General features: G+C 65.2%; 16 protein-coding genes. 3 read left to right on the top strand and 13 right to left on the bottom strand.

Translation table 11 applies throughout. From position 1 onward, the window contains the following. Positions 1-22 precede the first annotated feature (22 nt). From truB to LZ005_RS16310, 12 genes are all read right to left on the bottom strand, one after another. Positions 23-949, bottom strand: a complete 927-nt coding sequence (gene truB / locus LZ005_RS16365; RefSeq protein ID WP_237809415.1) for a tRNA pseudouridine(55) synthase TruB — start codon at positions 947-949, stop codon at positions 23-25. Further along, positions 933-1,328 carry a 30S ribosome-binding factor RbfA gene (rbfA, locus tag LZ005_RS16360; protein WP_237809401.1) on the bottom strand — a complete coding sequence of 132 codons (396 nt, stop codon included), beginning with the start codon at positions 1,326-1,328 and terminating at the stop codon, positions 933-935. The genes truB and rbfA overlap by 17 nt, the downstream gene beginning before the upstream one ends. A 6-nt stretch (positions 1,329-1,334) precedes the next feature. After that, a complete protein-coding gene (infB, locus tag LZ005_RS16355; protein WP_237809395.1) occupies positions 1,335-4,169 on the bottom strand; it encodes a translation initiation factor IF-2 in 2,835 nt (944 codons plus the stop codon). 45 nt (positions 4,170-4,214) lie between these two features. After that, entirely contained in the window at positions 4,215-5,780 is a 1,566-nt protein-coding gene (gene nusA, locus LZ005_RS16350) for a transcription termination factor NusA (protein ID WP_237809388.1), read from the bottom strand. Further along, positions 5,777-6,265, bottom strand: a complete 489-nt coding sequence (gene rimP, locus LZ005_RS16345; RefSeq protein WP_237809375.1) for a ribosome maturation factor RimP — start codon at positions 6,263-6,265, stop codon at positions 5,777-5,779. The genes nusA and rimP overlap by 4 nt, the downstream gene beginning before the upstream one ends. A gap of 197 nt (positions 6,266-6,462) precedes the next feature. Next, entirely contained in the window at positions 6,463-8,370 is a 1,908-nt protein-coding gene (gene rluB / locus LZ005_RS16340) for a 23S rRNA pseudouridine(2605) synthase RluB (RefSeq protein WP_237809373.1), read from the bottom strand. Then, positions 8,357-9,064, bottom strand: coding sequence for an SMC-Scp complex subunit ScpB (gene scpB / locus LZ005_RS16335; RefSeq protein ID WP_237809371.1), 708 nt, complete (start codon positions 9,062-9,064; stop codon positions 8,357-8,359). The genes rluB and scpB overlap by 14 nt, the downstream gene beginning before the upstream one ends. Positions 9,065-9,260: 196 nt before the next feature. Next, positions 9,261-10,271 carry a glucokinase gene (locus LZ005_RS16330; protein WP_237809362.1) on the bottom strand — a complete coding sequence of 337 codons (1,011 nt, stop codon included), beginning with the start codon at positions 10,269-10,271 and terminating at the stop codon, positions 9,261-9,263. A 158-nt stretch (positions 10,272-10,429) separates the two neighbouring features. Continuing rightward, positions 10,430-11,368 carry a VTT domain-containing protein gene (locus LZ005_RS16325; protein ID WP_237809354.1) on the bottom strand — a complete coding sequence of 313 codons (939 nt, stop codon included), beginning with the start codon at positions 11,366-11,368 and terminating at the stop codon, positions 10,430-10,432. A 34-nt stretch (positions 11,369-11,402) separates the two neighbouring features. Beyond that, positions 11,403-13,073, bottom strand: coding sequence for an ABC transporter ATP-binding protein (locus LZ005_RS16320; protein WP_237809353.1), 1,671 nt, complete (start codon positions 13,071-13,073; stop codon positions 11,403-11,405). Further along, a complete protein-coding gene (locus tag LZ005_RS16315; protein WP_237809352.1) occupies positions 13,070-14,074 on the bottom strand; it encodes an ABC transporter permease in 1,005 nt (334 codons plus the stop codon). Before LZ005_RS16315 ends, LZ005_RS16320 begins: the two co-directional genes overlap by 4 nt. Before the next feature lie 11 nt (positions 14,075-14,085). After that, positions 14,086-15,024, bottom strand: coding sequence for an ABC transporter permease (locus tag LZ005_RS16310; protein ID WP_237809350.1), 939 nt, complete (start codon positions 15,022-15,024; stop codon positions 14,086-14,088). Positions 15,025-15,259: 235 nt separating this feature from the next. Between LZ005_RS16310 and LZ005_RS16305 the strand changes: the two genes are divergently transcribed. Together LZ005_RS16305 and LZ005_RS16300 are read left to right on the top strand one after the other, a co-directional pair. Further along, positions 15,260-18,010 (top strand): TonB-dependent receptor, encoded by a 2,751-nt coding sequence (locus LZ005_RS16305; RefSeq protein ID WP_237809346.1) that lies wholly within the window; start codon positions 15,260-15,262, stop codon positions 18,008-18,010. 299 nt (positions 18,011-18,309) lie between these two features. Next, the gene (locus LZ005_RS16300; RefSeq protein WP_237809342.1) at positions 18,310-21,222 is read left to right on the top strand and encodes a TonB-dependent receptor domain-containing protein; all 2,913 of its coding nucleotides are present in this window, start codon (positions 18,310-18,312) and stop codon (positions 21,220-21,222) included. Positions 21,223-21,358: 136 nt separating this feature from the next. On the opposite strand, the gene LZ005_RS16295 is transcribed toward LZ005_RS16300, so the two are convergent. Next, positions 21,359-22,648, bottom strand: coding sequence for an aspartyl/asparaginyl beta-hydroxylase domain-containing protein (locus tag LZ005_RS16295; RefSeq protein ID WP_237809340.1), 1,290 nt, complete (start codon positions 22,646-22,648; stop codon positions 21,359-21,361). Between the two features lie 256 nt (positions 22,649-22,904). Between LZ005_RS16295 and LZ005_RS16290 the strand changes: the two genes are divergently transcribed. Then, a complete protein-coding gene (locus LZ005_RS16290; RefSeq protein WP_237809338.1) occupies positions 22,905-25,778 on the top strand; it encodes a TonB-dependent receptor in 2,874 nt (957 codons plus the stop codon). Positions 25,779-25,884: the final 106 nt, after the last annotated feature.

The raw sequence follows: 25,884 nt of genomic DNA, 5'->3' as shown, positions 1-25,884 counted from the left end.
CAAATCGGGCCGCGCGCGCGGCTCAGACGGGGTCGGGCGGGCGGGCGATCAGGCGCTCGGGCGCGAGGATGCTGTACTCGCCCAGCAGGCCGGTGCCGAGCAGCTGCGCGCCATGGTAGACGCGCACCCTGCCCTGCGTGGCCGGGAGCGCGATGGCCGGGGCCTTGCCCAGGGCCAGGCGCTGGCCATGCAGGAAGCGGCGCGCATGCTCGTCATCGAGCTGCAGGGCGGGAAAGGTGCTGAGCAGCGCATCGACCGGGGCCAGCAGGCTGTGCGGTGCGGCGCTGGCGCGCAAGGCCTCGAGCGTGACGGCGCCGTCCAGCGTCAGCGCACCGACGCCGGTGCGGCGCAGGCTCTGCAGATGGGCGCCGCAGCCGAGCGCGGCGCCGATGTCTTCACCGAGCACGCGGATATAGGTGCCCTTCGAGCAGGTCACGCGCAGGCGCAGCAGCGGCGCGTCGTAGCCGAGCAGGGTGAGCGCATGGATGGTGACCGGACGCGCCTCGCGTTCCAGCGTGATGCCGGCGCGCGCGTATTCGTACAGGGCCTTGCCGTCGCGCTTGAGGGCTGAATACATCGGCGGCACCTGCAGAATCGGTCCGCGAAAACGCGCCAGCACGGCCGCAATCTGGGCCTCGTCGACCTGCACCGGGGCCTCGGCCACGCGCTCGCCTTCGGTGTCGCCGGTGGTCGTCGTGACACCCAGGTGCACCGTCGTTTCATAGGTCTTGTCGGCTTCCAGCAAGTCCTGCGAGAACTTGGTCGCCTCGCCGAAGCACAGCGGCAGCAGGCCGGTGGCGAAGGGGTCGAGCGTGCCCGTGTGGCCAGCCTTCTTGGCATTGAGGATGCGCTTGGCCTGAATCAGGGCGTCGTTACTGCTCAGACCTTCCGGTTTGTCGAGCAGCAGAACGCCGTCGACCAGGGCGCGCGGCTTACGCGTCAGGCTCAAGATCGTCCTTGGCGCGGGTGGCGTTGGCCTCGTCGATCAGACGCGACATTTCCATGCCGCGCGCGGTCGAGGTGTCGTGCACGAAATGCAGCTGCGGCAGCGTGTGGATATGCAGGCGCTTGCCGAGCTGATTGCGCAGATAGCCGGCCGACTTGGCCAGGCCCTGCAGGCATTGCTCGATCGCCGCCGGGTCGTCCTTCAGGGTGGTGAAGAACACCTTGGCGTGCGCGTAGTCGGGCGTGAGCTGGACTTCGGAAATCGTGATCATGCCGACGCGCGGGTCCTTCAGCTCAAAAGCGATGAGCTCGGACAGATCGCGCTGGATCTGATCCGCGACGCGCAGGCCGCGCGCCGGGATCGTTTTACTGTGCTTGACCATAGACCCTTACAGCGTACGGGCGATTTCCTGGACTTCGAACACTTCCAGCGTGTCGCCCACCTGGATGTCGTTGTAGCCCTTGAGCGACAGACCGCACTCGAAGCCGGCGCGCACTTCCTTGGCGTCGTCCTTGAAGCGTTTGAGCGAGTCGATCTCGCCGGTCCAGACCACGATGTTGTTGCGCAGCAGGCGCACCGAGGAGGTCCGCTTGACCACGCCATCGGTGACCAGACAGCCGGCGATCGCGCCCACTTTCGACACCAGGATGACCTGACGGATTTCGACCTGGCCCGTGACCTGCTCGCGCTTCTCGGGCGCCAGCATGCCGGACATGGCCGCTTTCACATCTTCGATCGCGTCGTAGATGATGTTGTAGTAGCGGATGTCGACGCCATTGGCTTCGGCCAGACGGCGCGCCTGGGCATCGGCGCGCGCATTGAAGCCGATGATGACGGCCTTCGAGGCCACCGCCAGGTTGACGTCCGATTCCGAAATGCCGCCCACGGCCGCGTGCACGATCTGCACCCGCACTTCCGAGGTCGACAGTTTCTGCATCGAGCCGACCAGCGCTTCCTGCGAACCCTGGACATCGGTCTTGATGATGAGGGGCAGGTTCTTGACTTCGCCTTCGGCCATCTGCTCGAACATGTTCTCGAGCTTGGCGGCCTGCTGCTTGGCCAGTTTGACGTCGCGGAATTTACCCTGACGGAACAGGGCGATTTCACGCGCCTTGCGTTCGTCGGCCATGACCATCGCTTCTTCACCGGCGGCCGGGACTTCGGTCAGACCCTGGATCTCGACCGGAATCGAGGGGCCGGCTTCGCTGATCGCCTTGCCGTTTTCGTCCAGCATGGCGCGCACGCGGCCATACGAGGAACCGGCCAGCACCACGTCGCCGCGCTTGAGCGTACCGCTCTGCACGAGGATGGTGGCAACCGGGCCGCGGCCCTTGTCGAGACGGGCTTCGACCACCAGGCCGCGCGCCGGCGCTTCGACCGGGGCGGTCAGCTCCAGCACTTCGGCCTGCAGCAGCACGTTTTCGAGCAGGGAGTCGATGCCCATGCCGGTCTTGGCCGACACCGGCACGAACGGCGATTCACCACCGTAGGCTTCCGGCACCACGTGCTCGTTGATCAGTTCCTGGGTCACGCGTTCGACGTTGGCGCCCGGCTTGTCCATCTTGTTGATGGCCACCACCAGGGGCACGCCGGCCGCTTTCGCGTGGGCGATCGCCTCCTTGGTTTGCGGCATCACGCCGTCGTCGCCGGCCACCACCAGAATCACGATGTCGGTGGCCTTGGCGCCGCGCGCACGCATGGCCGTGAAGGCCTCGTGACCCGGGGTGTCGAGGAAGGTGATGATGCCGCGCGGCGTATCGACGTGGTAGGCGCCGATGTGCTGGGTAATGCCACCGGCTTCACCGGCGGCGACCTTAGCGCGCCGGATGTAGTCGAGCAGCGAGGTCTTACCATGGTCGACGTGACCCATGACCGTGACCACCGGGGCGCGCGGCAGCGACTCGAAGTGCGCGTGCTCGCCCTGATCGGCCAGGATGGCTTCCGGATCGTCGGCCTCGGCGGCGTGGGCCTTGTGGCCCATTTCCTCGACCACGATCATGGCCGTTTCCTGGTCGAGCACCTGGTTGATCGTGCACATCTGGCCGAGCTTCATCAGCTGTTTGATGACCTCGGAGGCCTTGACCGACATCTTGTGGGCCAGTTCGGCCACGGTGATGGTTTCCGGCACATAGACTTCCTTGATCACGGCCTCGGTCGGCACCTGGAAGTTCGATTCGCGGTCGTCATGGTGGCCGCCGCGGCGGCTCTTGCCGCCACTGCGCCAGCCGTCGCGGCCGCCGGTCGCGGCCGGGCTGTTGCCACGGCCTTTGCTCGGACCGCCAGCACCGCGCTTATTGCGCTCGTCCTGCCAGGTCGAAGACACATTGGCCGACTTGATCGATTTCTTGTCGCCCTTCTTGTCGTCTTTCTTGTCGGCGCCGGCGGCCGGTTTCTTGTCGGCCGGCTTGTGCAGCGTGCCTTCGGCCGATTTCGGCTTGGCGGCCGGGGCGGCGGTCGGAGCGGCGGTCGGCTCGGGCGCCTTCATCACGCGGCGCGGGGCGTTCATCATGGCCTTGATCTGGGCCACTTCGTCGGCCACGGCCTGGCGTGCGCGCTCGGTGGCGGCGGCGCGGTCGGCCGCTTCCTTGGCGGCCAGCTCGGCGGCGCGCTTGGCGTCTTCGGCTTCGGCCTTCTTGCGCGACTCGTCCTCGGCCTTGTCGGCGTGGGCAGCGGCGGCCTCGGCTTCACGCTTGGCCTGCTCTTCGCTGCGGCGCTTGGCTTCGAGTTCGGCCTGACGGGCCTGCTCGGCCTTCTCGGCTTCGAGCTTGGCCAGACGCTCCTGTTTTTCTTTCAGTTCGGCTTCCTGACGGGCGATCAGTTCAGCCTGGCGGCGCGCTTCTTCCTCGCGCCGGGCCTGTTCGGCCGGGTCGACCACGGGCGCGGCGGCCGGGGCCGGCGCGGGGGCGCTGGCGACCAGATCGTCACGCTGGACGAAGGTGCGCTTCTTGCGCACTTCCACCTGGATCGTGCGCGACTTGCCGGTGGCATCGGCCTGCTTGATCTCGGTGGTTTCCTTGCGCGTCAGCGTGATCTTCTTCTTTTCCGCCGGTTCGCCGCTGCCGTGCGAACGGCGCAGATGGTCGAGCAGCTTTTCCTTATCTTCTTTCGACAAGGGATCCGACGCCGAACTCTTGTCGACGCCGGCCGAGCGCAGCTGAGCTAGCAGCACGTCGGGCGGCATCTTCAGTTCGGTGGCAAATTGGGCTACGTTGTTACTCGCCATGCAAATCCTCTTTTCTCGTGTCGAATCAGATGAAGTAATGTCTGCTTAGGCCTTGGCGGTGTCCACCAGGCTCCAGGCCTTGGCTTGCAGGCCCTTCGCGCGATCGTCGTATTTTGCGTCGATCAGCTTCATCTCATCGTCGGTCACATCATTAAATTCATTGTTGATCAAGTCGCGCGCACGGTCCGTGGACAGGGCCAGGATCGCGCCGAACTCGTCATAGGCCAGGCCCGCGAAGGCGGCCAGGGTCTTGATGCCGGCCAGGCCCAGCTTGCCCGCCGTGGCGCGGTCCATGCCGTCCAGGTTGGCCAGGGCCTCGTCCATGCCTTCCAGCCCCTCTTCCGAGGCGATCGCCTCGGTCACCAGGGCATCGCGGGCGCGGGTGCGCAGCTCGTTGACGGTGTCTTCGTCGAAGGCTTCGATGTCGAGCATCTCGGAGATCGGCACATAGGCGATTTCCTCGAGGCTGGCAAAGCCCTCGTCGACGAGGATGTCGGCCACTTCCTGGTCGACATCGAGTTTTTCCATGAACAGGGCGCGCGTGGCGGCCGTTTCCTGGGCCAGCTTGTCGGCCGATTCCTCGGCCGTCATGATGTTGATCTTCCAGCCCGTCAGTTCCGAGGCCAGACGCACGTTCTGGCCCGAGCGGCCGATCGCGATCGCCAGGTTCTCTTCATCCACCACCACGTCCATCGCGTGCTTGTCTTCATCGACCATGATCGAGGACACATTGGCCGGGGCCAGCGCGCCGATCACGAACTGGGCCGGGTCTTCCGACCACAGCACGATGTCCACGCGTTCGCCGCCGAGTTCGCCGGTCACGGCCTGCACGCGCGAGCCGCGCATGCCGACGCAGGTGCCGATCGGATCGATGCGCTTGTCGGCCGTGTAGACGGCGATCTTGGCGCGCACGCCCGGGTCGCGGGCGGCCGATTTAATCTCGAGCAGGCCCTGTTCGATCTCGGGCACTTCCAGTTCGAACAGCTTGGCGATGAAGTCCGGCGCCGTGCGCGACAGGATCACCTGCGGGCCGCGCACATTGCGGTCGACGCGCAGAATGAAGGCGCGCACGCGGTCGCCGATCCGCAGATTCTCTTTCGGGATCATCTGGTCGCGCGGCAGACGCGCTTCGATCTTGCCCGATTCGACGATGGCGTCACCGCGCTCCATGCGCTTGATGGTGCCGGTCACGAGGGCGTCGCCGCGGTCGAGGAAGTCCTGCAGGATCTGCTCGCGTTCGGCATCGCGCACGCGCTGCAGCACGACCTGCTTGGTGTCCTGGGCGAAGCGGCGGCCGAATTCGACCGACTCGATCGGCTCTTCGATGTACTCGTCGACTTCGATATCGGGAATCTGTTCCTTGGCTTCGAACAGCAGGATTTCCTGGTCGGGCAGCTGCAGACCGGCCTCGTCCGGCACGACGTGCCAGCGGCGGAAGGATTCAAACTCGCCCGTCTCACGGTCGATCGACACGCGGATGTCCACATCGCCTTCGTAGCGTTTTTTCGTGGCTTGCGCCAGCGCGAATTCGAGCGCACCGAAAACGACTTCTTTGTCGACGTTTTTCTCGCGCGCCAGCGCATCAACCAATAACAATACTTCGCGACTCATGCTTTGCGACTCCCAAATGTCACCTGCGGAACCAGGCGTGCCTTATCTACATCGGCCAGCGTGAAATTCAACACTGCCGGACCATCTTTACCTTCAAATTCCAAACCCAGAGTCTCGCCTTCCGGCTCCTGCAAGATGCCGGTGAAGGACTTGCGGTTCGCCGCGGCGGCCATCGGCATGCGCAGCTTCACCACCGCTTCACAGCCGGCGAACCGCACATAATCGGACAGCTTCTTCAGCGGCCGGTCGAGGCCGGGCGAGGACACTTCCAGGCGCTCGTAGGGAATGTTTTCAACCGTCAGCAGGTGCGACAGCTGGTGACTGACCAGCGCGCAATCCTCGACCGAAATCGCGCCTTTTTCCTCGGCGGTTTCGGGCGGAAAGTCGATGTACACGCGCAGGATCCCACGCTCGGCGCGCTCGACCTCGACGAGCTCGTAGCCCATGCCGGTGACGGTGGTTTCAATCAGTTCAAACTGCTGCACGTAATGACTCCAAAGCGGATCAACAAAAAAAAAATGGGCGATTGCCCATCCTTGTATGATTCCAGCCAGATGAAAGCACTTCCTACGAGTACTTTTATTAGGCTGCAAATTATAGCAGTTGACGGGACTGACCGCAATCTGCGCACGGGCGCGTGGACCAGCAAACAACACCGGCCCACGCCAAACTTATCATTCTATCAACCGCGACGACCACGGCGCGGCAGCCCGTGCTCACCCGGGAAGCCGCCATGACCACGGCGGTTGGCGCCACCGCCGGCAAAGCCGAAGGTGGTCATCAAGGGGTCGGGCTGGCGCGGACCGCTGGCCGGCTTGCCCTTCTTGTTCTTGCCTTTGCCGCCCTGACCCTGACCTTGGCCCTGCCCCTGGCCCTGGCCCTGGCCGCCATACGGCTTGCCATACGCGCCACGCCCCTTGGGCGCGGGAGCGAAGGCGGCCGGCACCTGCTCGACACCGGCGCGCGCCACCGGCGGACCGAAGGGGTCGCGGTTGCGGTTGGCGTCGGCGCGGTCGATGCGGTTGCCGTCCGAGCGGTCCATGCCCTTGGCCGGCCCCTTGGCCTGGCCACCCTTGCCCTGCGGCTGGGGCTGGCCGCCCTTCTTGCTGTCGAGGCCGACGATGCGCAGCAGGTCGCGCACGGCGTGCTCGTCCAGCTCCTCCCAGCGGCCGCGCTTCAGGCTCGACGGCAGGGTCATGACGCCGTAGCGCGTGCGGATCAGGCGCGACACGGTCAGGCCGACCGCCTCGAACATGCGGCGCACTTCGCGGTTGCGGCCTTCGCCGATGACCACGCGGTACCACTTGTTGACGCCTTCGCCGCCGCCATCGGCGATCTTGCTGAACTGGGCCAGGCCATCATCGAGCTGGACACCGGCCAGCAGCTTCTGGCGGTTGCCTTCTTCGAGTTCGCCCAGCGTGCGCACCGCGTATTCGCGCTCGATGTTGTAGCGCGGGTGCATCAGGCGGTTGGCCAGATCGCCCGAGGTCGTGAACAGCAGCAGGCCTTCGGTATTGAAGTCGAGACGGCCGACGGCCAGCCATTTGCCGGTCTTCATGGTCGGCAGGCGGTCGAACACGCTCGGACGGCCTTCCGGATCGTCGTGGCTGACGATTTCGCCGGCCGGCTTGTGATAGATGAGCACGCGCGGCGGCTTCTTGCTGACCTTACGCTGAATCAGCTTGCCGTTGATGCGCACGGCGTCGGTCGGCAGGATGCGCTGGCCGATGTGGGCCGGCTCGCCATTGACCGAGACGCGGCCGGCGATGATCAGCTCTTCCATGTCGCGGCGCGAACCGAGACCGGCCTCGGCCAATACCTTGTGCAGCTTGGGCGCGTCGTCCTCGGCGGTCAGATCGCGCCGCACCGGCTTGGCCGGGGCGTTGCGGGCGCCGTCGTCGGCGTCAAACGCGTCCGAGGTCACGAAGGAGAAAATATCGTCGGGATGGAGTTTGCCGCCCTGCCCTTTCGGACCCTTGTGCGGCTGGCCCTTGTGCTGCGGCCCCTTGCCCGGCTGGCCGCCGGCGGCCGGCGCCTGGCCCTGGGCCTGCTGCGGCTGACCCGGCTTGTTTTTGTTCTTCTTCTTTTTCTTCTTGCCCGGACGGGCGCCCTCGGGATGGGCCTCGACGGCGCCACCCTCGACGCCCGGCTGGGCGGCGGCAGCCGCTTCCGGCGCCCGTGCGGCGCGCTCTTCGCGCAGCTTGCGCGGGCCGCGCGGTGCGCGTTCCGCTGCGCTCTCGCCTGCGGCCTCACCAGCGCTGACGGCCACCGCGGCGGGGACCTCGGCCGGCGCAGCCTCGGCGCTCTTGGCGCGGCGGCGCGGCTTGGCAGGCGCATCCTCGGCGGCGGCCGGGGCGGCGCTCTCGGCGGCTTCAGCGGCCGGCTTGCGCGTGCGCTTCGGCTTGGCCTCGGCCGGGGCGGCCTCAGCCTCGCTCGTGGCGGCGGCGCTGGCGCGTTTGCGCTTGGGCGCGGCTACTTCGCCTGCGGCGGCGGCAGCCGCCTTGTCGGCCTCGATTTCGGCCTTGGTGCGGCGCTTGCGCTTCGGTGCGGCCGGCTCGGCGGCGATGTCTTGGGGTTCAGTCGTGTCCATGGTCTTGTTCTTGCTGCGGCGGCAGGGCCGCTGCGTTCTGTGCGTTATCAGGTTCCGGCTCAACGGCCACAGCGGCCGGCAGCGTCTTCTCAAAGTTTTCGGCCAAGGCCGCTTCCAGCTGTTCCATCGGATTGGCCTGCGCCTCGCCCAGCTGGGGTAGCGGCGGCAGCTCGGCCAGGGAATGCAGGCCGAGGTCGTCGAGGAAGGCCTTGGTCGTACCCAGCAGGGCCGGCCGGCCGATCACGTCGCGGTGACCGACCACATCGATCCAGCCGCGGTCTTCCAGCATCTTGATCGTCTGCGAATTCACGGCCACACCGCGAATCTCCTCGATATCGCCGCGCGTCACCGGCTGACGGTAGGCGATGATGGCCAGGGTCTCCAGCGTGGCACGCGAATAGCGCGCCGGCTTTTCCGGGTTGAGCCGGTCCAGGTAAGGCTTCATTTCCGGCCGGCTCTGGAAGCGCCAGCCACTGGCCACATTCACCAGTTCCACCCCGCGCCCGGTCCAGTCGGCCTGCAGGGCTTCCAGCAGGGCATTGACTTCCGCCGTGCCCAGCCCGTCCTCACCCGGACGCGGCCGCCCCTCGGCATCCACGTCGATGAACAGCTTCTTCAGCATGGCCATGCTCATCGGCTCGCGCGCGCATAGCAAAGCGGTTTCGAGGACTTGTTTAGCCTCTGCAAATTCCATAACGATGTCGAAAGCGGGAATCCTGCGCCTTGGGCGGGTCGCCAGGCGGGTGTTCAAACAGCCGGGACGGGCCCCGGACACAGCTGCGCGGAGAGAAAAATGCGGCAAGCCGTTGATTTAGCAAGGGAAATTTGCCCGCCAGGAGCATCTGACCGCTTACCATCTCACCCATTGTACCCCAAGCCGGGGCCAAAACCTAGCGTGTGCTGAGTTTTTCAGCAAGGATGGCCGATACGCCGAGGAAGGCCGGGTACTCGGCCGTGATCACAAAGGTCGGAATCCGCGCCAGGTAGGCGCCGAAGCGGCCCTTGTGCTCGAAGCGGGCGCGGAAGCAGGAACGGGCAAAATAGTCGCCGAGCTTGGGCACGATGCCGCCGCCGATATACACGCCACCGGCGGCGCCGAGCGTCACGGCCAGGTTGCCGGCCACGGTGCCGAGCATGCCGCAGAACACGGCGATCGCGTCGGCGCACAGGGCGCAGCTGCCATCGAGGGCGCGGCGCGAAATTTCGGGGGCAGCCAGACCTTCGTCGGGCATGCCGCGCTGGGCCGCCAGGCCGCGGTAGATCAGGCCGATCCCCTCGCCCGACAGGAAACGCTCGGCCGAGACATGCGGATATTGGGTCCACGCGTATTGCAGCAGGCCGACTTCCTCGGCATTGACGGGGGCGAAGCTGACGTGGCCGCCCTCGCTTTTGAGGGCGCTCCAGTGCGGACCGCAGGGCACCAGGCCCGACACGCCCAGGCCGGTGCCGGCGCCCAGCAGGCCGATCGGCTGGCCGGGCTCGGGGCTGCCGCCGCCGACCTGCACCTTGTCGTCCGCGCCCAGATGCGGCAAGGCACGCGCCAGGGCCGTGAAATCATTCACCACGCACAGGGTCGCCAGGCCGCAGGCCTGACGCAGGGCTTCGATCGAGAAGGCCCAGTGGTGGTTGGTCATGCGCACCTGGTCGCCGTCGATCGGATTGGCAATCGCAATCGCCGCATGGCGCACCGGGCCGTGGGCCGCCACCGCGGGCAGAGCCAGATAGGCCTGCACCGCCTCGGCCAGACCCGGGTAGTCGGCACAGGCCAGCACCTGCACCGCCGCGAACTGGCCGCGCGCCGTTTCGAGCGCGAAGCGGGCGTTCGTGCCGCCGACGTCGGCCAGCAGGCGCGCACCGTCAGCAAAGGCGGCGAAAGTTTCGGCAGGAGCGGACAGACTCATTGGCGGCAAATAAGCAAGCAATGCTCTAGCTTAATGTATCCGCATCCTCGAAGGCAAGAATTCTTTGTAGTTTAGGTACATTTCGCGGAAAAATTTTCCTAAGTGACGGTAAATTCCGCGAAAAATCTACGTAGTCCCACTACCTGCACCAAGTTGGATCAGCCGTGCTGGACGGCCGTGTCGGGGGTAGCGAAGTGGGCATGCCAGGCCTCCAGCCCACCCTGCAAGGGGCGCGCCCGGGCAAAACCCATGGCCGCCAGATCGTGCGCCACGCGCGCCGCCGTCGCATCGTTGGGGCAACTGCAATACACGACGATATGGCGTTCCTTGTCCAGGCCGGCCAGCAGTTCGGGCGCGCTCTTGTTATAGATGTGCGCGCCCGGGATCGGCGCCTCGAACTGCAGGGCCGTGTCGCTGCGCGCGTCCAGCAGCAGCGGCTGCTCGCCGTCGGCGATCAGGCGCGCCAGCTCCTTCATCGTGATGCGCTCGATGTCGAGTTCCTTGCGGAAGCGGCGCCGGTCGACATATTTAATGGCGACGAAAATCAGCAGCAGCACCAGCAGCACGGCCAGGGCGGTCGAGCCCATGGTCGAGAGCAGGTCGATCACGCCGTCCACGCTCGCGTGGAAATACATGCCGATGGCCACGGCGCTGCCGCCCCACAGCAGGCTGCCGAGCATCGTGTAGCCGATGAAATGCGGGGCCGGGGTGCCCATCGCCCCGACCAGGGGCGGCGCCACCGTGTTGAAGCCGGGGATGAACTTGGCCACGATCAGGGCCTTGGGGCCGAAGCGGCCGAAATGGTCCTCGGTCTGGCCGACACAGTAATCGGGCGACAGCGAGATTTTGCACAGCACCTTGAGGATGCGCTTGCCGAAGCGGCGCCCGGCGGCGAACCAGAAGTAGTCGCTGAACAGCGAACCGGCCAGACACAGCAGCATGATCGGCAGCCAGTGCAGATCGCCGCCGACGGCCAGCGCGCCGGCCACGATCAGCACCGGATAGGCCGGCACCGGCAGCCCGGCCTGCTCCAGCATGACCGCGATGAAGACGATCACATAACCATACTGCTGCAGCAGGGGGGCGAATTTTTCCATGGGCAGATGGTAGCGGAAATCGGCCTGTCCCGCTTCAGGACAGCTGCGGAATCGCCGCCAGCAGGCGCTGGGTGTAGGGATGCTGGGGCGCGCGGTAGAGCGTGTCGGCGTCGGCCAGCTCGACCACCTGGCCATGCTGCATCACCATCACCTGATCGGACATGTACTTGACCACGGCCAGGTCGTGCGAGATGAACAGGTAGGACAGGCCGAGCTCGTCCTGCAGCTCCTGCAGCAGGTTCAGCACCTGGGCCTGGACCGACACATCCAGGGCCGACACCGATTCGTCGCAGACCAGGATCTCGGGCTGCAGGCTCAGGCAGCGCGCAATCGCAATGCGCTGGCGCTGCCCGCCCGAAAACTCGTGCGGATAGCGCGCGAAGGCGCTCTCGGGCAGGCCGACCCGGCGCAGCAGGGCCAGGGCGCGCGCCGTGCGATCGGCATCGTCGGCGCCGATCGCATGCAGGCGCATCGGCTCGAGCAGAATCTGGCCGACCGTGAAACGCGGATTGAGCGAGGCATACGGATTCTGGAACACCACCTGGATGCGGCGCCGGTAAGGCTGGAACTCGGCCGCGCTCAGGGCCAGCAGATCGCGCCCGTCGAACATGGCGCTGCCGCCGCTGGCCTGATGCAGGCGCACCAGGCTCAGGCCGACCGTGGTCTTGCCCGAGCCCGATTCGCCGACGATGCCCAGGGTCTTGCCGCGCGCCAGGGTGAACGAGACGTCGCGCACGGCATGGAAAGTCTCGTGGCGCAGCCAGCCGCGCTTGACCTGAAAGCTTTTGCTCAGATGGCGCACGCTCAGCAGCGGCACATCCTCGGGCGCGCTGCCGCGCACGCGCTCGGGCGCGGCCGTCACATGGCCCTGCAGGTAGTCGTCGATCACCGGCAGGCGGCGCGGGCGCGTCGCCAGCGGCGGGCGGCAATGCAGCAGTGCCTGGGTGTAGGGATCGTGCGGCGCCTGGAAGACCTGGGCCACCGGCCCCGTTTCGCGCACCTCGCCATCGCGCATGACGACAACGTGCTCGGCCACTTCGGCCACCAGGCCGAGGTCGTGGGTGATGAACAGCACGGCCATGCCGCGCCGCCGCTGCAGGCTGGCCAGCAGCGCCACGATCTGCTTCTGGATCGTGACGTCGAGGGCCGTGGTCGGCTCGTCGGCGATCAGCAGGCGCGGCGCGCAGGCGATCGCCATCGCGATCATCACGCGCTGCTGCTGGCCGCCCGAGAGCTGGCTCGGGTAGGCGTCGATTTTCAGGGCCGGGTCGGGCATGCCGACCTCCTCCAGCAGGGCCAGAGTGCGCGCGCGTGCGGCCGCGCGGCTCAGGCGCAGATGGCGGCGCAGCACTTCGCCAATCTGGAAGCCGACCGTGAACACCGGGTTGAGCGAGGACATCGGCTCCTGGAACACCATCGCGATGTCGCGTCCGCACAGGCGGCGGCGCGCGCGCAACGGCTGGCCGAGCAGCTCCTGGCCGTCGAAGCGGATGCGCGAGGCCGGGTCGATCGCGCAGCCCTGCTCCGGCAGCAGGCCCATCACGGCCAGCGAACTGACCGACTTGCCGCTGCCCGACTCGCCCACCAGGGCCACCGTGGTATTGGCCGGCACATCGAAGGAAACGCCCTTGAGGCGCTCGACCCAGTGCGTCTTATCGGTCTGAAAACGCACGCGCAGATTGCGCACTTCTAATAGAGCAGTCATTTGATTTTCGGATCGAGGGCGTCGCGCAGGGCGTCGGTCAGCAGGGAGAAAGCCGTCACCAGCACGGCCATGGCGCTGGCGGCGGCCGTCAGCTGCCACCATTTGCCAAGGATCAGTTCGTTCTGGGCTTCATTCAGCATGCTGCCCCAGGACACCACGCCGACCGGCACGCCAAAGCCGAGGAAGCTCAGCACCACCTCGGCCTTGATGCAGCCGACCACCAGGATCGAGGTCTGCACCAGGGTCACATGGCTGACGTTGGGGAAGATGTGGACGAAGATCTGGCGCCAGGACGAGGCGCCGATGGCGCGCGCGGCCTGCACGTATTCGCGCACGCGGTGCTTCAGGTATTCGGCGCGCACCAGGCGGTACGGCCCGGTCCAGCTGGTCAGGCCGAGGATCAGCACGATGCTGAGCACGCCCTTCTGCTGCAGCACGGCGGCCACGGCCAGAATCATCAGGATATTCGGAATCGCCGTGAACACCGCATACGCCCAGTTGCAGACGGCATCGACCCAGCCGCCGAAGAAGCCGGCCACGGCGCCCAGCGCGGTGCCGATGGCCACCGCCAGCAGGGCCGCCGCAAAGCCGACCACGAGCGAAGTGCGCGCGCCCTGCAGGGTCTTGGCGAGCACATCGTGACCCCATTTGTCGGCCCCGAACGGCAGACTCGGCAGGCGCTCGGCCGGCGGGCGCACGCCGGCGCGCGCCAGCTCGGCGCGCAGGGCCGCGATCTCGGGCGCAAGCGGATCGGCCGGATTGGCCGGCAGGGCCGCGGCCGCCGCGCGCGCCTGGCGCGCCTGCGCGGCCGGGGCGCCGGCCAGGAAGGATGGCGGCGCGTAGTTGATCGCGACCTCGTCCTCCCAGTCGGCCGCCAGCAGGCCGCTCGCGGTCAGCAGCACGAGCAGCAGGAAGCCCGCCACCACGGCCAGGGCCGCCATCGCCAGACGGTCCTGGCGCAGGCGGCGCCAGGCCAGGGTCCACAAACCGGCACTGTGCATGGACGCCCCCATCAGCCGAGTTGCACGCGCGGGTCGGCCGCACGGTAGAGCAGATCGGCCAGCAGGCTGGTCAGCATGGTGGCGAGCGCGACGGCGATGGTGATCGCCTTGATCACCGGGAAGTCGCTGCGCTCGACGGCCAGAATCACCTCGCGCCCGATGCCGGGGATATTAAAGAAGCGTTCGAGCAGGAAGGCGCCGATGAACAGGGCCGGCAGGTTCGCCATCACATGGGTGATGATCGGGATGGCCGCGTTGCGCAGCACATGCAGGCCCATCACGCGGCCCTCGCCCAGGCCCTTGGCGCGCGCCGTGCGCACATAGTCCTGCTGCACCTCGTCGAGGATGAAGCTGCGGTACAGGCGCACGGTCGGCGCCAGCGACACGGCCAGGCCGATCAGGATCGGCAGCGGCGCATAGCGCAGCAGGTTCTCGCCCAGCTGATTGCTCCAGCCCTGGACCGGGAACCAGCCGAGCCGGTAGGCCAGCAGATACTGCATGCCGATCAGATACACCAGGATGCTGACCGACATCCCGACCGTGCAGGCCAGCATCAGGCCGCGGTCGAGCAGGCCGCCGCGGCGCCAGGCCACCAGCAGGGCCAGCACGATGCCCAGACCGGTCTCGAGCACGGTCAGCGGCAGCAGCACGGTCAGCGAGGGGCCGAGCCGGGTCGACAAAATCGCCGCGACCGGTTCGCCCGTGACCCAGGAGTTGCCGAAATCAAAGTGCAGCACCTGCTGCACAAAGATCCCCAGCTGCACGTACAGGGGCTGGTCGAGCCCGAGCTGGGTGCGGATATTGGCAATCGCCGCCGCATCGGCCATCTTCCCCGCCAGCACATAGGCGGGGTCGCCACCGACCCAGTGGAACAGGGCGAACACCAGCAGCACCACCCCGGCCAGGGTGGGCAGCATCTGGGCGAGGCGCCCCGCAATGAAAGCCAACATTGTTACTCCAAATTCGATAAATGTGACACCGACCGCCATTGTTAACGGTGAATCGCGATGCATACCAAATATTTCGTGGCATAAGTGTTGTTTCTGCCGCAAACGATGCACATGCAATATTGACAGGCAACAAGCCCAGGTGGTCAGATGTCGGGCTTGAAAAAAGACCGTGAGCTTTTTTCAATCCGAAAAATACCAAGTTTTAACCCAAGCCTCTACCTACTGGAGTGAATCTATGAAGAAAACTGCAATGGCCCAAGCGGTAACGCTGGCCCTGGCGGCTGCGGCTCTGGCCCAGACCGCCGTGGCGCAGGAAAACCCGGGCGCGATCCAGCGCGTGGAAATCACCGGCTCGAGCATCAAGCGTGCTCAGGCCGAAACCGCCTCGCCGGTGCAAGTGATTTCGCGCGACGACCTGGTCAAATCGGGCAAGGCCACCGTGGCCGAGTACCTGCAGACCCTGACCGCCGACGGCGCCGGCTCGCTGCCGACCGGTTTCGGCAACGGCTTCGCTGCCGGCTCGACCGCGATCTCGCTGCGCGGCCTGGGCGCCACCGCCACCCTGGTGCTGCTGAACGGCCGCCGCATGGCCCCGTTCGCCCGCGCCGATGACGGCACCAAGACCTTCACCGACCTGTCGACCATCCCGATGGAAGCCGTGGACCGCATCGAAGTGCTGAAGGACGGCGCCTCGTCGACCTATGGCGCCGACGCGATCGCCGGCGTGGTCAACATCATCCTGCGCAAAGACCTGCAAGGCGGCATCGTCAAGGTCAGCGGCGGCGAATCCAAGTACTCCGACCAGGAACAAGCCAAGGGCTCGATCACCTGGGGTACCGGCTCGCTCGACAAGGACGGCTTCAACATCCTGCTGAACGCCGAAGTCTACAAGTCAAACGAAATCATGAACAAGGACCGCAGCGACCGTAAATGGATCGGCGCCTCGGACCTGCGTCCCTACGGCTACTCGCTGACCGGCTCGCAGTTCCTGGCCGGCGACATCCGTGGCGGCGTGGCCGGTGCCAACCCGGTCGGCGCGATCCGCGATCCGAAGACCCTGGCCTACACCTATCTGCCGGGTTGCGAAACTCTGTCGAAGGCCGTGCAAGTGGCCGGCAACGGCTGCGTCTGGGGTCAGGACCAGTTCCGCTCGATGCAACCGCAGATCGACGGCTCCAACCTGTACGCACGCGGCACCTTCAACCTGAACGCCGACACCCAGTTCTACACGGAAGCCGGCTACAGCAAGCGCGACACCCACTTCACGCTGACCCCGCCGTCGGTCACCCCGACCGTGGTGTCGCAGAACACCGTGACCAGCTGGGGCACGCTGATGACCATCGGCGCGACCCACCCGCAGAACCCGTTCGGCGCGGCCGCCCGTATCCGCTACTCGGCCTTTGACGTCGGCGCCTCGACCCGCTACGCCAACAACGAGTTCAAGCGCTTCGTGCTGGGCCTGAAAGGCAGCTATTCGGGCTGGGATTACGACACCGCCGTCACCTACTCGGATTCGGCGCTGGACCTGATCTACACCAACATGCTGAACATGAAGAACCTGCAGGCCGGTCTGAACGATCCGAAGAGCGCCCTGTTCCCGTTCTACATCGGCGCCCAGGCTTCGAAGAACACCCAGGCCCAATATGACGCGATCCGCGCCACCGCCCGTTCGCACTCGACCACCTCGCTGGTGACGGCCGACTTCAAGGCCTCGCGTGAGCTGATGGCTCTGCCGGGCGGCAACATGGGCATCGCTTTCGGCGCCGAACACCGCCACGAGAAGGTCAGCAACCCCTCGCTGTCGGGCACCGAAGACGGTTCGATCAACGCCTCCTACGTGTCGACCTTCGGCGACACCAAGGTGGACGCCCTGTTCGTGGAACTGGCCGCCCCGGTGCTGCCGACCCTCGAGCTGAGCGCCGCTGCGCGTTACGACCACTACCAGAACTTCAACTCGACCACCCCGAAAGTGGGCGCCAAGTGGACCCCGGCCAAGAACTTCGCCGTGCGCGGCACGTTCTCGCAAGGTTTCCGCGCGCCTGGCCCGGCTGAAAGCAATCCGCTGTCGGCCTCGGCTGGTTCGGCTCCGGTGTCGGATCCGGTGCGTTGCCCGGGCGGCAAGCCGGCCGCTGGCGGCGCCACCACTGGCGACTGCTCGACCACGGTGGCTGGCATCAAGGTGGGCGATCCCACCCTGTCGCCGGAAAAATCGAAGGGCTACACCCTGGGCATGATCTGGGATCCGTTCAACGGCACCTCGATCGCCATCGACGCCTGGAAGATCAAGCGCTCGAACGAAATCAACCAGGTGACCTTCTCGGAAGCCGTGGCCATCCCGGGTAATGCCATCCGTTCGGACAACAACCTGGTCGTCAACGGCGTGGTGATCCCGAACTCGGGCACCCTGCTGGTGATTAAGGCCCCCTACCGCAACGCCAACTTCACCGAAATCAAAGGTGTGGACCTGGACGTCAAACAGCGCTTCTCGCTGGGCGAGTATGGCCGCGCCACGGTCGGCATGACCTGGACCCACATCGCCTCCTGGCTGCGCGTCGACAGCAGCCGCTCGTTCCAGTACGCTGGCACGCACGGCAACTGCGACACCTCGAACTGCGCCGGCACCCCGAAAGACAAGATCAACCTGGTCGCGTCGTGGGACAAGGGTGACTGGAACGTCACCGGTACCGTCAACTACCGCGCCGACATGAAGAACGTGTCGGAAGCCTCGGACACCACCTGCGCCAACACCTTCGCGGACGGTTCGCCGGCCCCGAGCGGTTGCCGCCTGGCGTCGTTCACCACCCTGGACCTGTCGGCCCGTTATAACTACACCAAGAACCTGCAGTTCCTGGCGTCGGTCAATAACGCCTTCGACAAAGTGGCTCCGCTCGATCCGCTGACCTACGGCGGCATGAGCTACAACCCGATGGACGCCTCGGGCGCCATCGGCCGCTACTACAAAGTCAGCGTCCGTTACCAGTTCTGATCGCGCGCGGGTCGGCTGACCCGCTTCAGACTGCAACCCCGGTGCCGCCCTGCGGCCCGGGGTTTTTTCTTGGGCGTCGTTTTAAGTGTCAATGATTTCCAACGATTCGTTGTTTTTATGAACAAACCGAATGATTGAACATTGACACCAATTGGGGGGAGTGATTTGATAAGCCACTTGAAAAAAAGACCCGTTTTTTTCAAGGATGTCCTTCATGGGCAGCCAATAACAACAACTAACCAGGTGTTCGATCAGGACGCACTTGTTTGTTAATGCTTCATACCTTAGGAGTTAAAAATATGATGGTGGAAACTGTTTTGTCCCGCTCGGTGCGCATGATTTGCGCCAGCGGTCTGGCACTCGGTGCGAGCGCTGCCTTCGCCCAGGAAGCCCAGCAGCCGATGCAGAAAGTGGAAGTGACCGGTTCGCGCATTCCGACGCAGAACCTGGAAGGCACCTCCCCGGTGACCGTGATCGGCGCCAAAGACATCAAGACCGACGGCGTGCGCGACGTCGAGTCCCTGCTGAACAACATGCCTTCGGTGTTCGCTGCCCAGACCGGTAACGTGGTCAACGGCGCCTCCGGTACCGCCACCGTCGACCTGCGCGGCCTCGGCGCCAACCGCACCCTGGTGCTGGTCAATGGCCACCGTCTGCCGATGGGCTCGGCCAACTCGGTCGCCGCCGACTTGAACCAGATCCCCGCCGCCCTGATCAAGCGCGTCGAGATCCTGACCGGCGGTGCCGGCGCCGTGTACGGTGCCGACGCCGTGGCCGGCGTGGTCAACTTCATCATGAACGACCGCTTCGAAGGCGTGCAGGTCGAACTCAATGGTTCGGGCTACCAGCACAAGCAACACGGCACCGCCGGTGTCGCCTCGATCGTGGCTGGCCGCGCCGCCTCGAACCCGGGCCAGTTCCACGTCCCGGGCGACGTGAACAGCCTGGACGGCAAGTCGAAAGAATTCGCCCTGACCATGGGCGGCAACTTCGACAACAACAAGGGTAACGCCACCCTGTTCTTCAACTTCAAGCGTACCGATGCTCTGCTGCAATCGGAACGTGACTGGTCGGCTTGCTCGCTGTCCTCGTCGGCCGCCGGCTTCGCCTGCGGCGGCTCGGGCACCAATGCCACCGGCCGTATCACCAACCTGACCACCGGCAAGGTCTACACGACCGACGCCACCGGCACCCCGCGCGCTTACTCGACCGCGACCGACGCCTACAACTTCGGCCCGATCAACCACCTGCAGCGTCCGGACGACCGTTATGGCCTGGCTGCCTCGCTCCACTATGACATCGACGACAAGACCCGCGTCTACGCCGATATCGCCGCCCACGACGACCACACCGACGCCCAGATCGCTCCGGGCGGCCTGTTCGGTGACGTCTACACCGTCAAGTACGACAACCCCTTCCTGACCCCGGCCTGGCGCACCGCCCTCGGCCTGAACAAGGCTGGCGATTCGACCGACGTCGTGATTCAGCGTCGTAACGTCGAAGGCGGCGGCCGCGTGGCTGACTTCACCAACACTTCGATCCGCTCGATCATCGGTGTCAAGGGCGAAATCGGCAAGTGGACCTATGATGTGTTCGCCCAGGCCGCCAAAGTGCGTTCGACCGGCGCTTCGCAGAACTACTTCTCGTCCGAGCGTGCCAAGCGTGCGTTTGACGTCGTGAACCAGAACGGCACCGCCGTCTGCGCCTCGGTCGTCAACCAGACCGATCCGGCTTGCGTCCCCTACAACGTGTGGAAAGTCGGCGCCGTCACCCCGGCCATGCTGAACTACCTGCAGATCCCGGGCACCCAGTCGGGCTTCACCGAGCAGCAGATCCAGGGCGCCAACATGGCCGCCGATCTGGGCGAGTATGGCCTGCAACTGCCGGGCGCCAAGTCGGGCGTCGGCGTGTCCTTCGGCGTCGAGCGCCGTACCGAGAAGCTGGAACTGAACCCGGATGCCGCCTCGCAAGCTGGCGACCTGTCCGGTTCGGGCGGCCCGGCCACCCCGCAGAAAGGCTCCTACACCGTCAAGGATGTGTTCGGTGAAGTGCGTCTGCCGATTCTGGAAGGCAAAGAATTCGCCGAGAACCTGGCGACCAATATGTCCTTCCGTCACACCAACATCTCGACCGGTACCTCGGCCAACACCTTCGGTATCGGCCTCGACTGGCAGCCGATGTCCTCGTTCAAGCTGCGTGCTTCGCACCAGAAGGCCGTGCGCGCGCCGAACGTGATCGAACTGTTCTCGCCGGCTGGTCTGGGCCTGTATGACAACGACGCTGATCCCTGCGCCGGCGACAAGCCGTCCGCCAGCGCCGCTGCCTGCGCCCGCACCGGTGTGACCGCTGCTCAATACGGCAAGATCCAGGACAGCCCGGCTGGCCAGTACAACGCCAACTTCGGTGGCAACACCAAGCTGAGCCCGGAAACGGCCAAGTCGAACACCGTCGGCCTGGTGCTGACCCCGATGCGTAACCTGTCGTTCACCATCGACTACTTCGACATCAAGGTCAAGGACACCATCTCCAACGTGTCGCCGACCACCACCCTGCAGAAGTGCCTGGACACCGGCAATCCGCTGTTCTGCTCGAAGATCCACCGCGACGCCCTCGGTACCCTGTGGCTGCTGCCGCAAGGCTACATCGAAGCGACCAACGTGAACATCGGCTCGCTGCGCACCACCGGTATCGACGTGTCGGCCAACTACGCGTTCAAAGTGGCTGACTACGGCTCGTTCGGCATCGCCATGAACGGCACCTACCTCGACAAGTTCGAAGTCGAAGAACTGCCGGGCGAAGGTTCGTATGACTGCGCCGGCCTGTACAACGGTTCGGGCAAGTGCGGCCAGCCGCGTCCGGTGTGGCGTCACAAGCTGCGCGTGAACTGGAACTCGCCGTGGAACGTGGACTTCGCCGCCACCTGGCGTCACTTCGACAGCGTCAAGCTGGAGAAGGATTCCAACCAGGCTCTGCTGAAAGGCTCGTTCAACGCCGTGGATAACAACATGAGCGCACGCGACTACCTGGACCTGGCTGCGACCTGGAACATCACCAAGAAGATCGCTCTGCTCGGTGGTATCAACAACCTGTTCGACAAGGATCCGCCGATCACCTCGCTGTACGGTACCGGCTCGGGTAACGGCAACACCTTCCCGTCCCTGTACGACGCACAAGGCCGCAAGTTCTTCCTGAACCTGACTGCCAAGTTCTAAGCAGATCTGCTGGAATGAAACGGCGGGCGCAAGCCCGCCGTTTTTTTTCGTCCCTGCGCGTTGCGCGCCGGGCCAAGAAAAACGCCTGAGGGCCGCTGCCGCGGCGCTCAGGCGTGGTGGTGGAACGGGGCCGGAATCAGGCGCCGTAGCCGCCGCCGGCCTCGCCATCGGCAAACTGCTTGACCCCGCTGTTCAGGGCCGTGATCAGGGCGCGCTCGGGCGCCGACAGATGCGGATGCCAGACGTCGAAGATCAGAATCACGCGCAGCTTGTCGCTGTCGTTCCAGGCCTCGTGCTCGATGGTGTCGTCGAACACGAAGGCGGTGCCCGGCACCCAGGGACGCGTGTCGTTGCCGACGCGGAAGCCGCAGTTTTCCGGAATGATCAAAGGCAGGTGGCACAGCATGCGCACATTCGACACACCGACATGGGGCGGAATCCGCGTGTGCGGCTTGAGCAGCGAGAACATGGCGGTCGGCGTGCGCCCCGGCTGATCCGGCTGCGGCACTTTGGCCAGCATCGCCATCGTGGCCGGACATTTCTCGACGTTGCCCGCCACCGGCAGGCCGTCCTTGTACAGGTGGAAGGCGCTCCAGCGCGGCGAATTGTTCAGCTCGGCGAACTGGTTGTGCGGCAGATCGGGAGGATAGGTCAGATAGGGCGCAAAGCCCTCCTCGGCCGCCAGCACGGCCAGGAATTCCTCGCGGATCGCATCGGTCTGGGCTTCGACTTCGCCGATCCAGGGCGTGTCGGCGCGGTCGAAAAACGTGATCGGCGCCAGGCCCGGATAGTAGTAGAGCGTGGGCTGGGAATCGTAGCGCTTTTTGCGGCCGAACATGATGTCGACCGAGTCGTGAAAACGCTTGAGGCTGGCGCCTTCGAGTGCCTGCACATGCGGCTTCAGATAGGCGTCGAGGAAGTCGCCGAAGCGCGTGTTGTACTGGTCGCGGTAGTCGAGCGCATGCTGGACGGCCGGACGCAGATCGGGATGCAGTTTCTCGAGCGGCGGCGCGACCGTGCCGATCGCGCTGGCGACCTGGGCCGCCGCGTGGATCTTGCCCTGACGCTCGAGCAGATTGCCGCGCATGATCAGGCCGAGCAGGTCGGACGGGTCGCGCGTCAGACAGCCCGTGATGGCCGCGCTCTCGCCGGCCTCGTCGCCCATGGCCTGGCAGATCACGGCCAGATTGATCCACTGCTGCGGATCATTGCCATCAGCCTGGACCAGGCGTTCGGTCAGGGCGCGCGCATCGGCCAGATTGCCCATGCGGAAAGCGTACTGGCCCATCGCCATCAGGCCCTGCGGGTGGCTCGGATCGAGTTCGAGCAGACGCGCCCACAGGCGCAGCGCATGCTCGCCCTGGCCCTGCTGCTGTGCTCGGAGAATTTCCTTTTCGATTGCTGCAATATTCGCGTGATCTTGCACAACAGCTTCCTTCAGTAATGACATACAGACATTCTAGCGTGCGTACGTATCACCTTGTCGGTTTTGAGTCTGTAAGCAATTGTCACCCGTTGCCTTACCACAACGTAAAGACTATACAAATTTGACACAGGATTTCGCGCTGTGATCCCATGCTCGCTGCTATGCGGAACAACTTTGCCGTATTTGCAAGATGGAGACTTGCCCAGTCCGGACAAGCCAACAACAACAACACTCTCAGCTCAAAGGAAACCCCAGCATGATGAAAGAAACCGTGCTCTCGCGCTCGGTGCGCCTGATCTGCGCCAGCGGCCTCGCCGCCGGCCTGGCGCTGCCGGCCCTGGCCCAGGAAGCCAAGCAGGACACCATGCAACGCGTGGAAATCACCGGCTCCTCGATCAAACGGATTGCCCAGGAGGGCGCGCTGCCGATCCAGACCCTGTCGCGCAAGGACATCGAACAGACCGGTGTCAATAACGTGGCCGATCTGGTCGCGGCCCTGCCCGCGATGCAAGGCTTCATCACGGCCTCGACCTCGGTCAATGGCGGCGGCGGCGGCGTCCAGACTGCCTCGGTGCACTCGATCGGCACCAACTACACGCTGGTGCTGCTCAACGGCCGCCGCATGGCGCCGTACGGCACCGGCTCGGCCGTCAACCTGGCCTCGATTCCGCTCGCCGCGGTCGAGCGCGTCGAGATCCTGACCGACGGCGCCTCCACCCTGTACGGCTCGGACGCGATCGCCGGCGTGGTCAACTTCATCCTGAAGAAGAACCAGACCGACACGAATATCGAAGTCACCGCCAGCCGTCCCCAGCATGACGGCGGCCAGAGCAGCAACATCGCCCTGTCCAAGGGCTTCGGCGACCTCGACAAGGATGGCTTCAATGTCCTGCTCGCCTATTCGCACGACAAGCAGAAGGCCCTGGAAGCCTCGCAGCGTGACTTCGCCAAATCGGGCGTGCGCCGCTTCAGCGAGAACGGCAAGCAGTTCGTGACCTGGCAGAACTCGATCAACTCGATCCCGGCCAATGCCGACGTGTATGACTCGCTCGGCAACAACGCGACCTTCTCGCCCGACCTCGTGGCCAACGGCAAGTGCTCGGGCCCGAACACCTTCGCCCGCGGCGGTGTCTGCCGCTACGACTACGCCGCCACGGTCCAGCTGATCCCGGAAATGAAGCGCGACAGCTTCTTCGCGTCGAGCGTCTTCCAGGTCAATAACACGACCACGGTCAATGCCGAATTCGTCGCCAGCCGCTTCTCGAACACGGCGCGCTACGCCGCCCCGGCCCAGCCGCTGACGGTGATGAGCACCGACCCGGTCTCGGGCGTGAAAACCACCAGCCCGGTCTACATCGGCGCCTACAACAAGAGCGTGCTGCCGCTGCTGGCCGGCCAGGGTGTCGACCCGACCAAGGTCACCGACGCCTTCCTCTACTACCGCGCGTATGATGCGGGCGGCCGTGCCGACGAGTACCAGACGAATGCCATGCACTTCTCGGTGGGCATCAACTCGAGCTATGCGAACTGGGACTGGAACGCCAACTACACCCACTCGGAAAACGAGCAGAAGGACATCGCCGTGTCCGGCTACATGAGCTCGGACAAGTTCGAAGCTCTGGTCAAGGCCGGCAGCTACAACCCCTTCATCATCAACCCGAACGCCTCGGCCACGCTGGCCCCGGCCGTGCTGCACGAAAACCTGGGCACGACCAAGTCGAAGATCGACGTGATCAGCGCGCACGCCTCGCGTGAGCTGTTCGCCATGGACGGCGGCAACGCCGCCCTCGGTCTGGGCGCCGACTTCACCAACCAGAAATACGACAACCAGCCGAGCAAGCTGTCGCAGGGCCCCGGCCCCGGCAACCCCGGCTGGACCGACGTGATCATCGGCGGCAGCACCGGCCTGCAGGCCCTCGACGCCAGCCGCAAGAACTGGGGTGCCTTCGGCGAACTGCAGATGCCCGTGCTGAAGAACCTGGACGTGACGGCCGCCGCCCGTTACGACAGCTATGAAGCCGTGCAGAAGCACAACACCAGCTACGACGTCGCCGGCAACCCGTCCAATCCGGGCGAACAGGGCACCAGCGTGTCGAAGTCGACCTACAAGCTGTCGCTGCGCTACCAGCCCGTCAAACAGCTGATGCTGCGCGCCTCGTACGGCACCGGCTTCAAGGCCCCGACGATGAACAACATCTCGGACCCGCTGAAGAACAATGGCTCGTCCAACTTCTTCCCCTGCCCCATCACCAAGCCGACCGATCCGCGCTATCCGTACTGCCGCGGCACCTCGGAATACGGCCTGCTGACCAAGGGTAATCCGAGCACCGGCAGCGATGCGCTGAAGGCAGAGGAATCGAAGCAGGCCACGTTCGGCTTCCGCCTCGAGCCGATCGACATGCTGTCGCTGGGCGTCGACTTCTGGGATGTGAAGCTGAAGAACCAGATCCAGAACCTGTCGCAGGACCAGATCTTCACGATCCCGGCCCTGGCCGACAAGTATGTGTCGATCTACTACGATCCGATCCAGAAAGCCAAGGTCCTGGTGGCCACCCAGAGCCCGCTGAACCTGGCCAGCTCGCACTTCCGCGGCATCGACCTGGACGCCACGCTGCGCAACAACACGCCGCTGGGCAAACTGACGACGAACTGGACCGCCACGTATATGCTGAAGGCGGAGCAGGACGTGCCGGGTTCGGGCACCGTGAGCAGCCTCGGCCGCTTCGACTCGTATGACAATGTGACCTTCCGCGTGATCTCGCGTCTGGTGTTCTCGCTCAAGAGCGGCGACAACCTGACCAACACGCTGACCGTCAACTACCGTTCGGGCTACCACGACAAGCCGCTGACGGCCGACGACGCCGCCGTGCGTTCGCTCAATGCCGATGGCACCTATGGCGGTTACGTCGACATGTTCCGCGACGTCAAGTCCTACACGACGCTCGACTTCCAGACCAAGTACACCTGGAACAAGGCCTGGAACTTCACGGCCGGTCTGCGCAATCTGCTGAACCAGGATCCGCCCCTGTCCGTGCGCAACAGCGGCGGTGGCAACCAGGTCGGCTACGATGGCCGCTACACCGACCCGCTCGGCCGCCAGTTCTACGCGACCGTCGGCTACAAGTTCTGATCCGGACGACGCCCACAAAAATCCCCGCCTCGGCGGGGATTTTTTTTCGCCAGAAAAAATGGGGTCAGACCCCTTTTTTCCGGGCAGATAAATGGGGTCTGACCCC

Origin of the sequence: Massilia sp. TS11 (assembly GCF_022012445.1) — a bacterium.
Lineage (GTDB): Bacteria > Pseudomonadota > Gammaproteobacteria > Burkholderiales > Burkholderiaceae_D > Telluria.
Note: the sequence above shows the minus strand (reverse complement) of the source record. Positions and strands in the feature narration are given on the sequence as shown.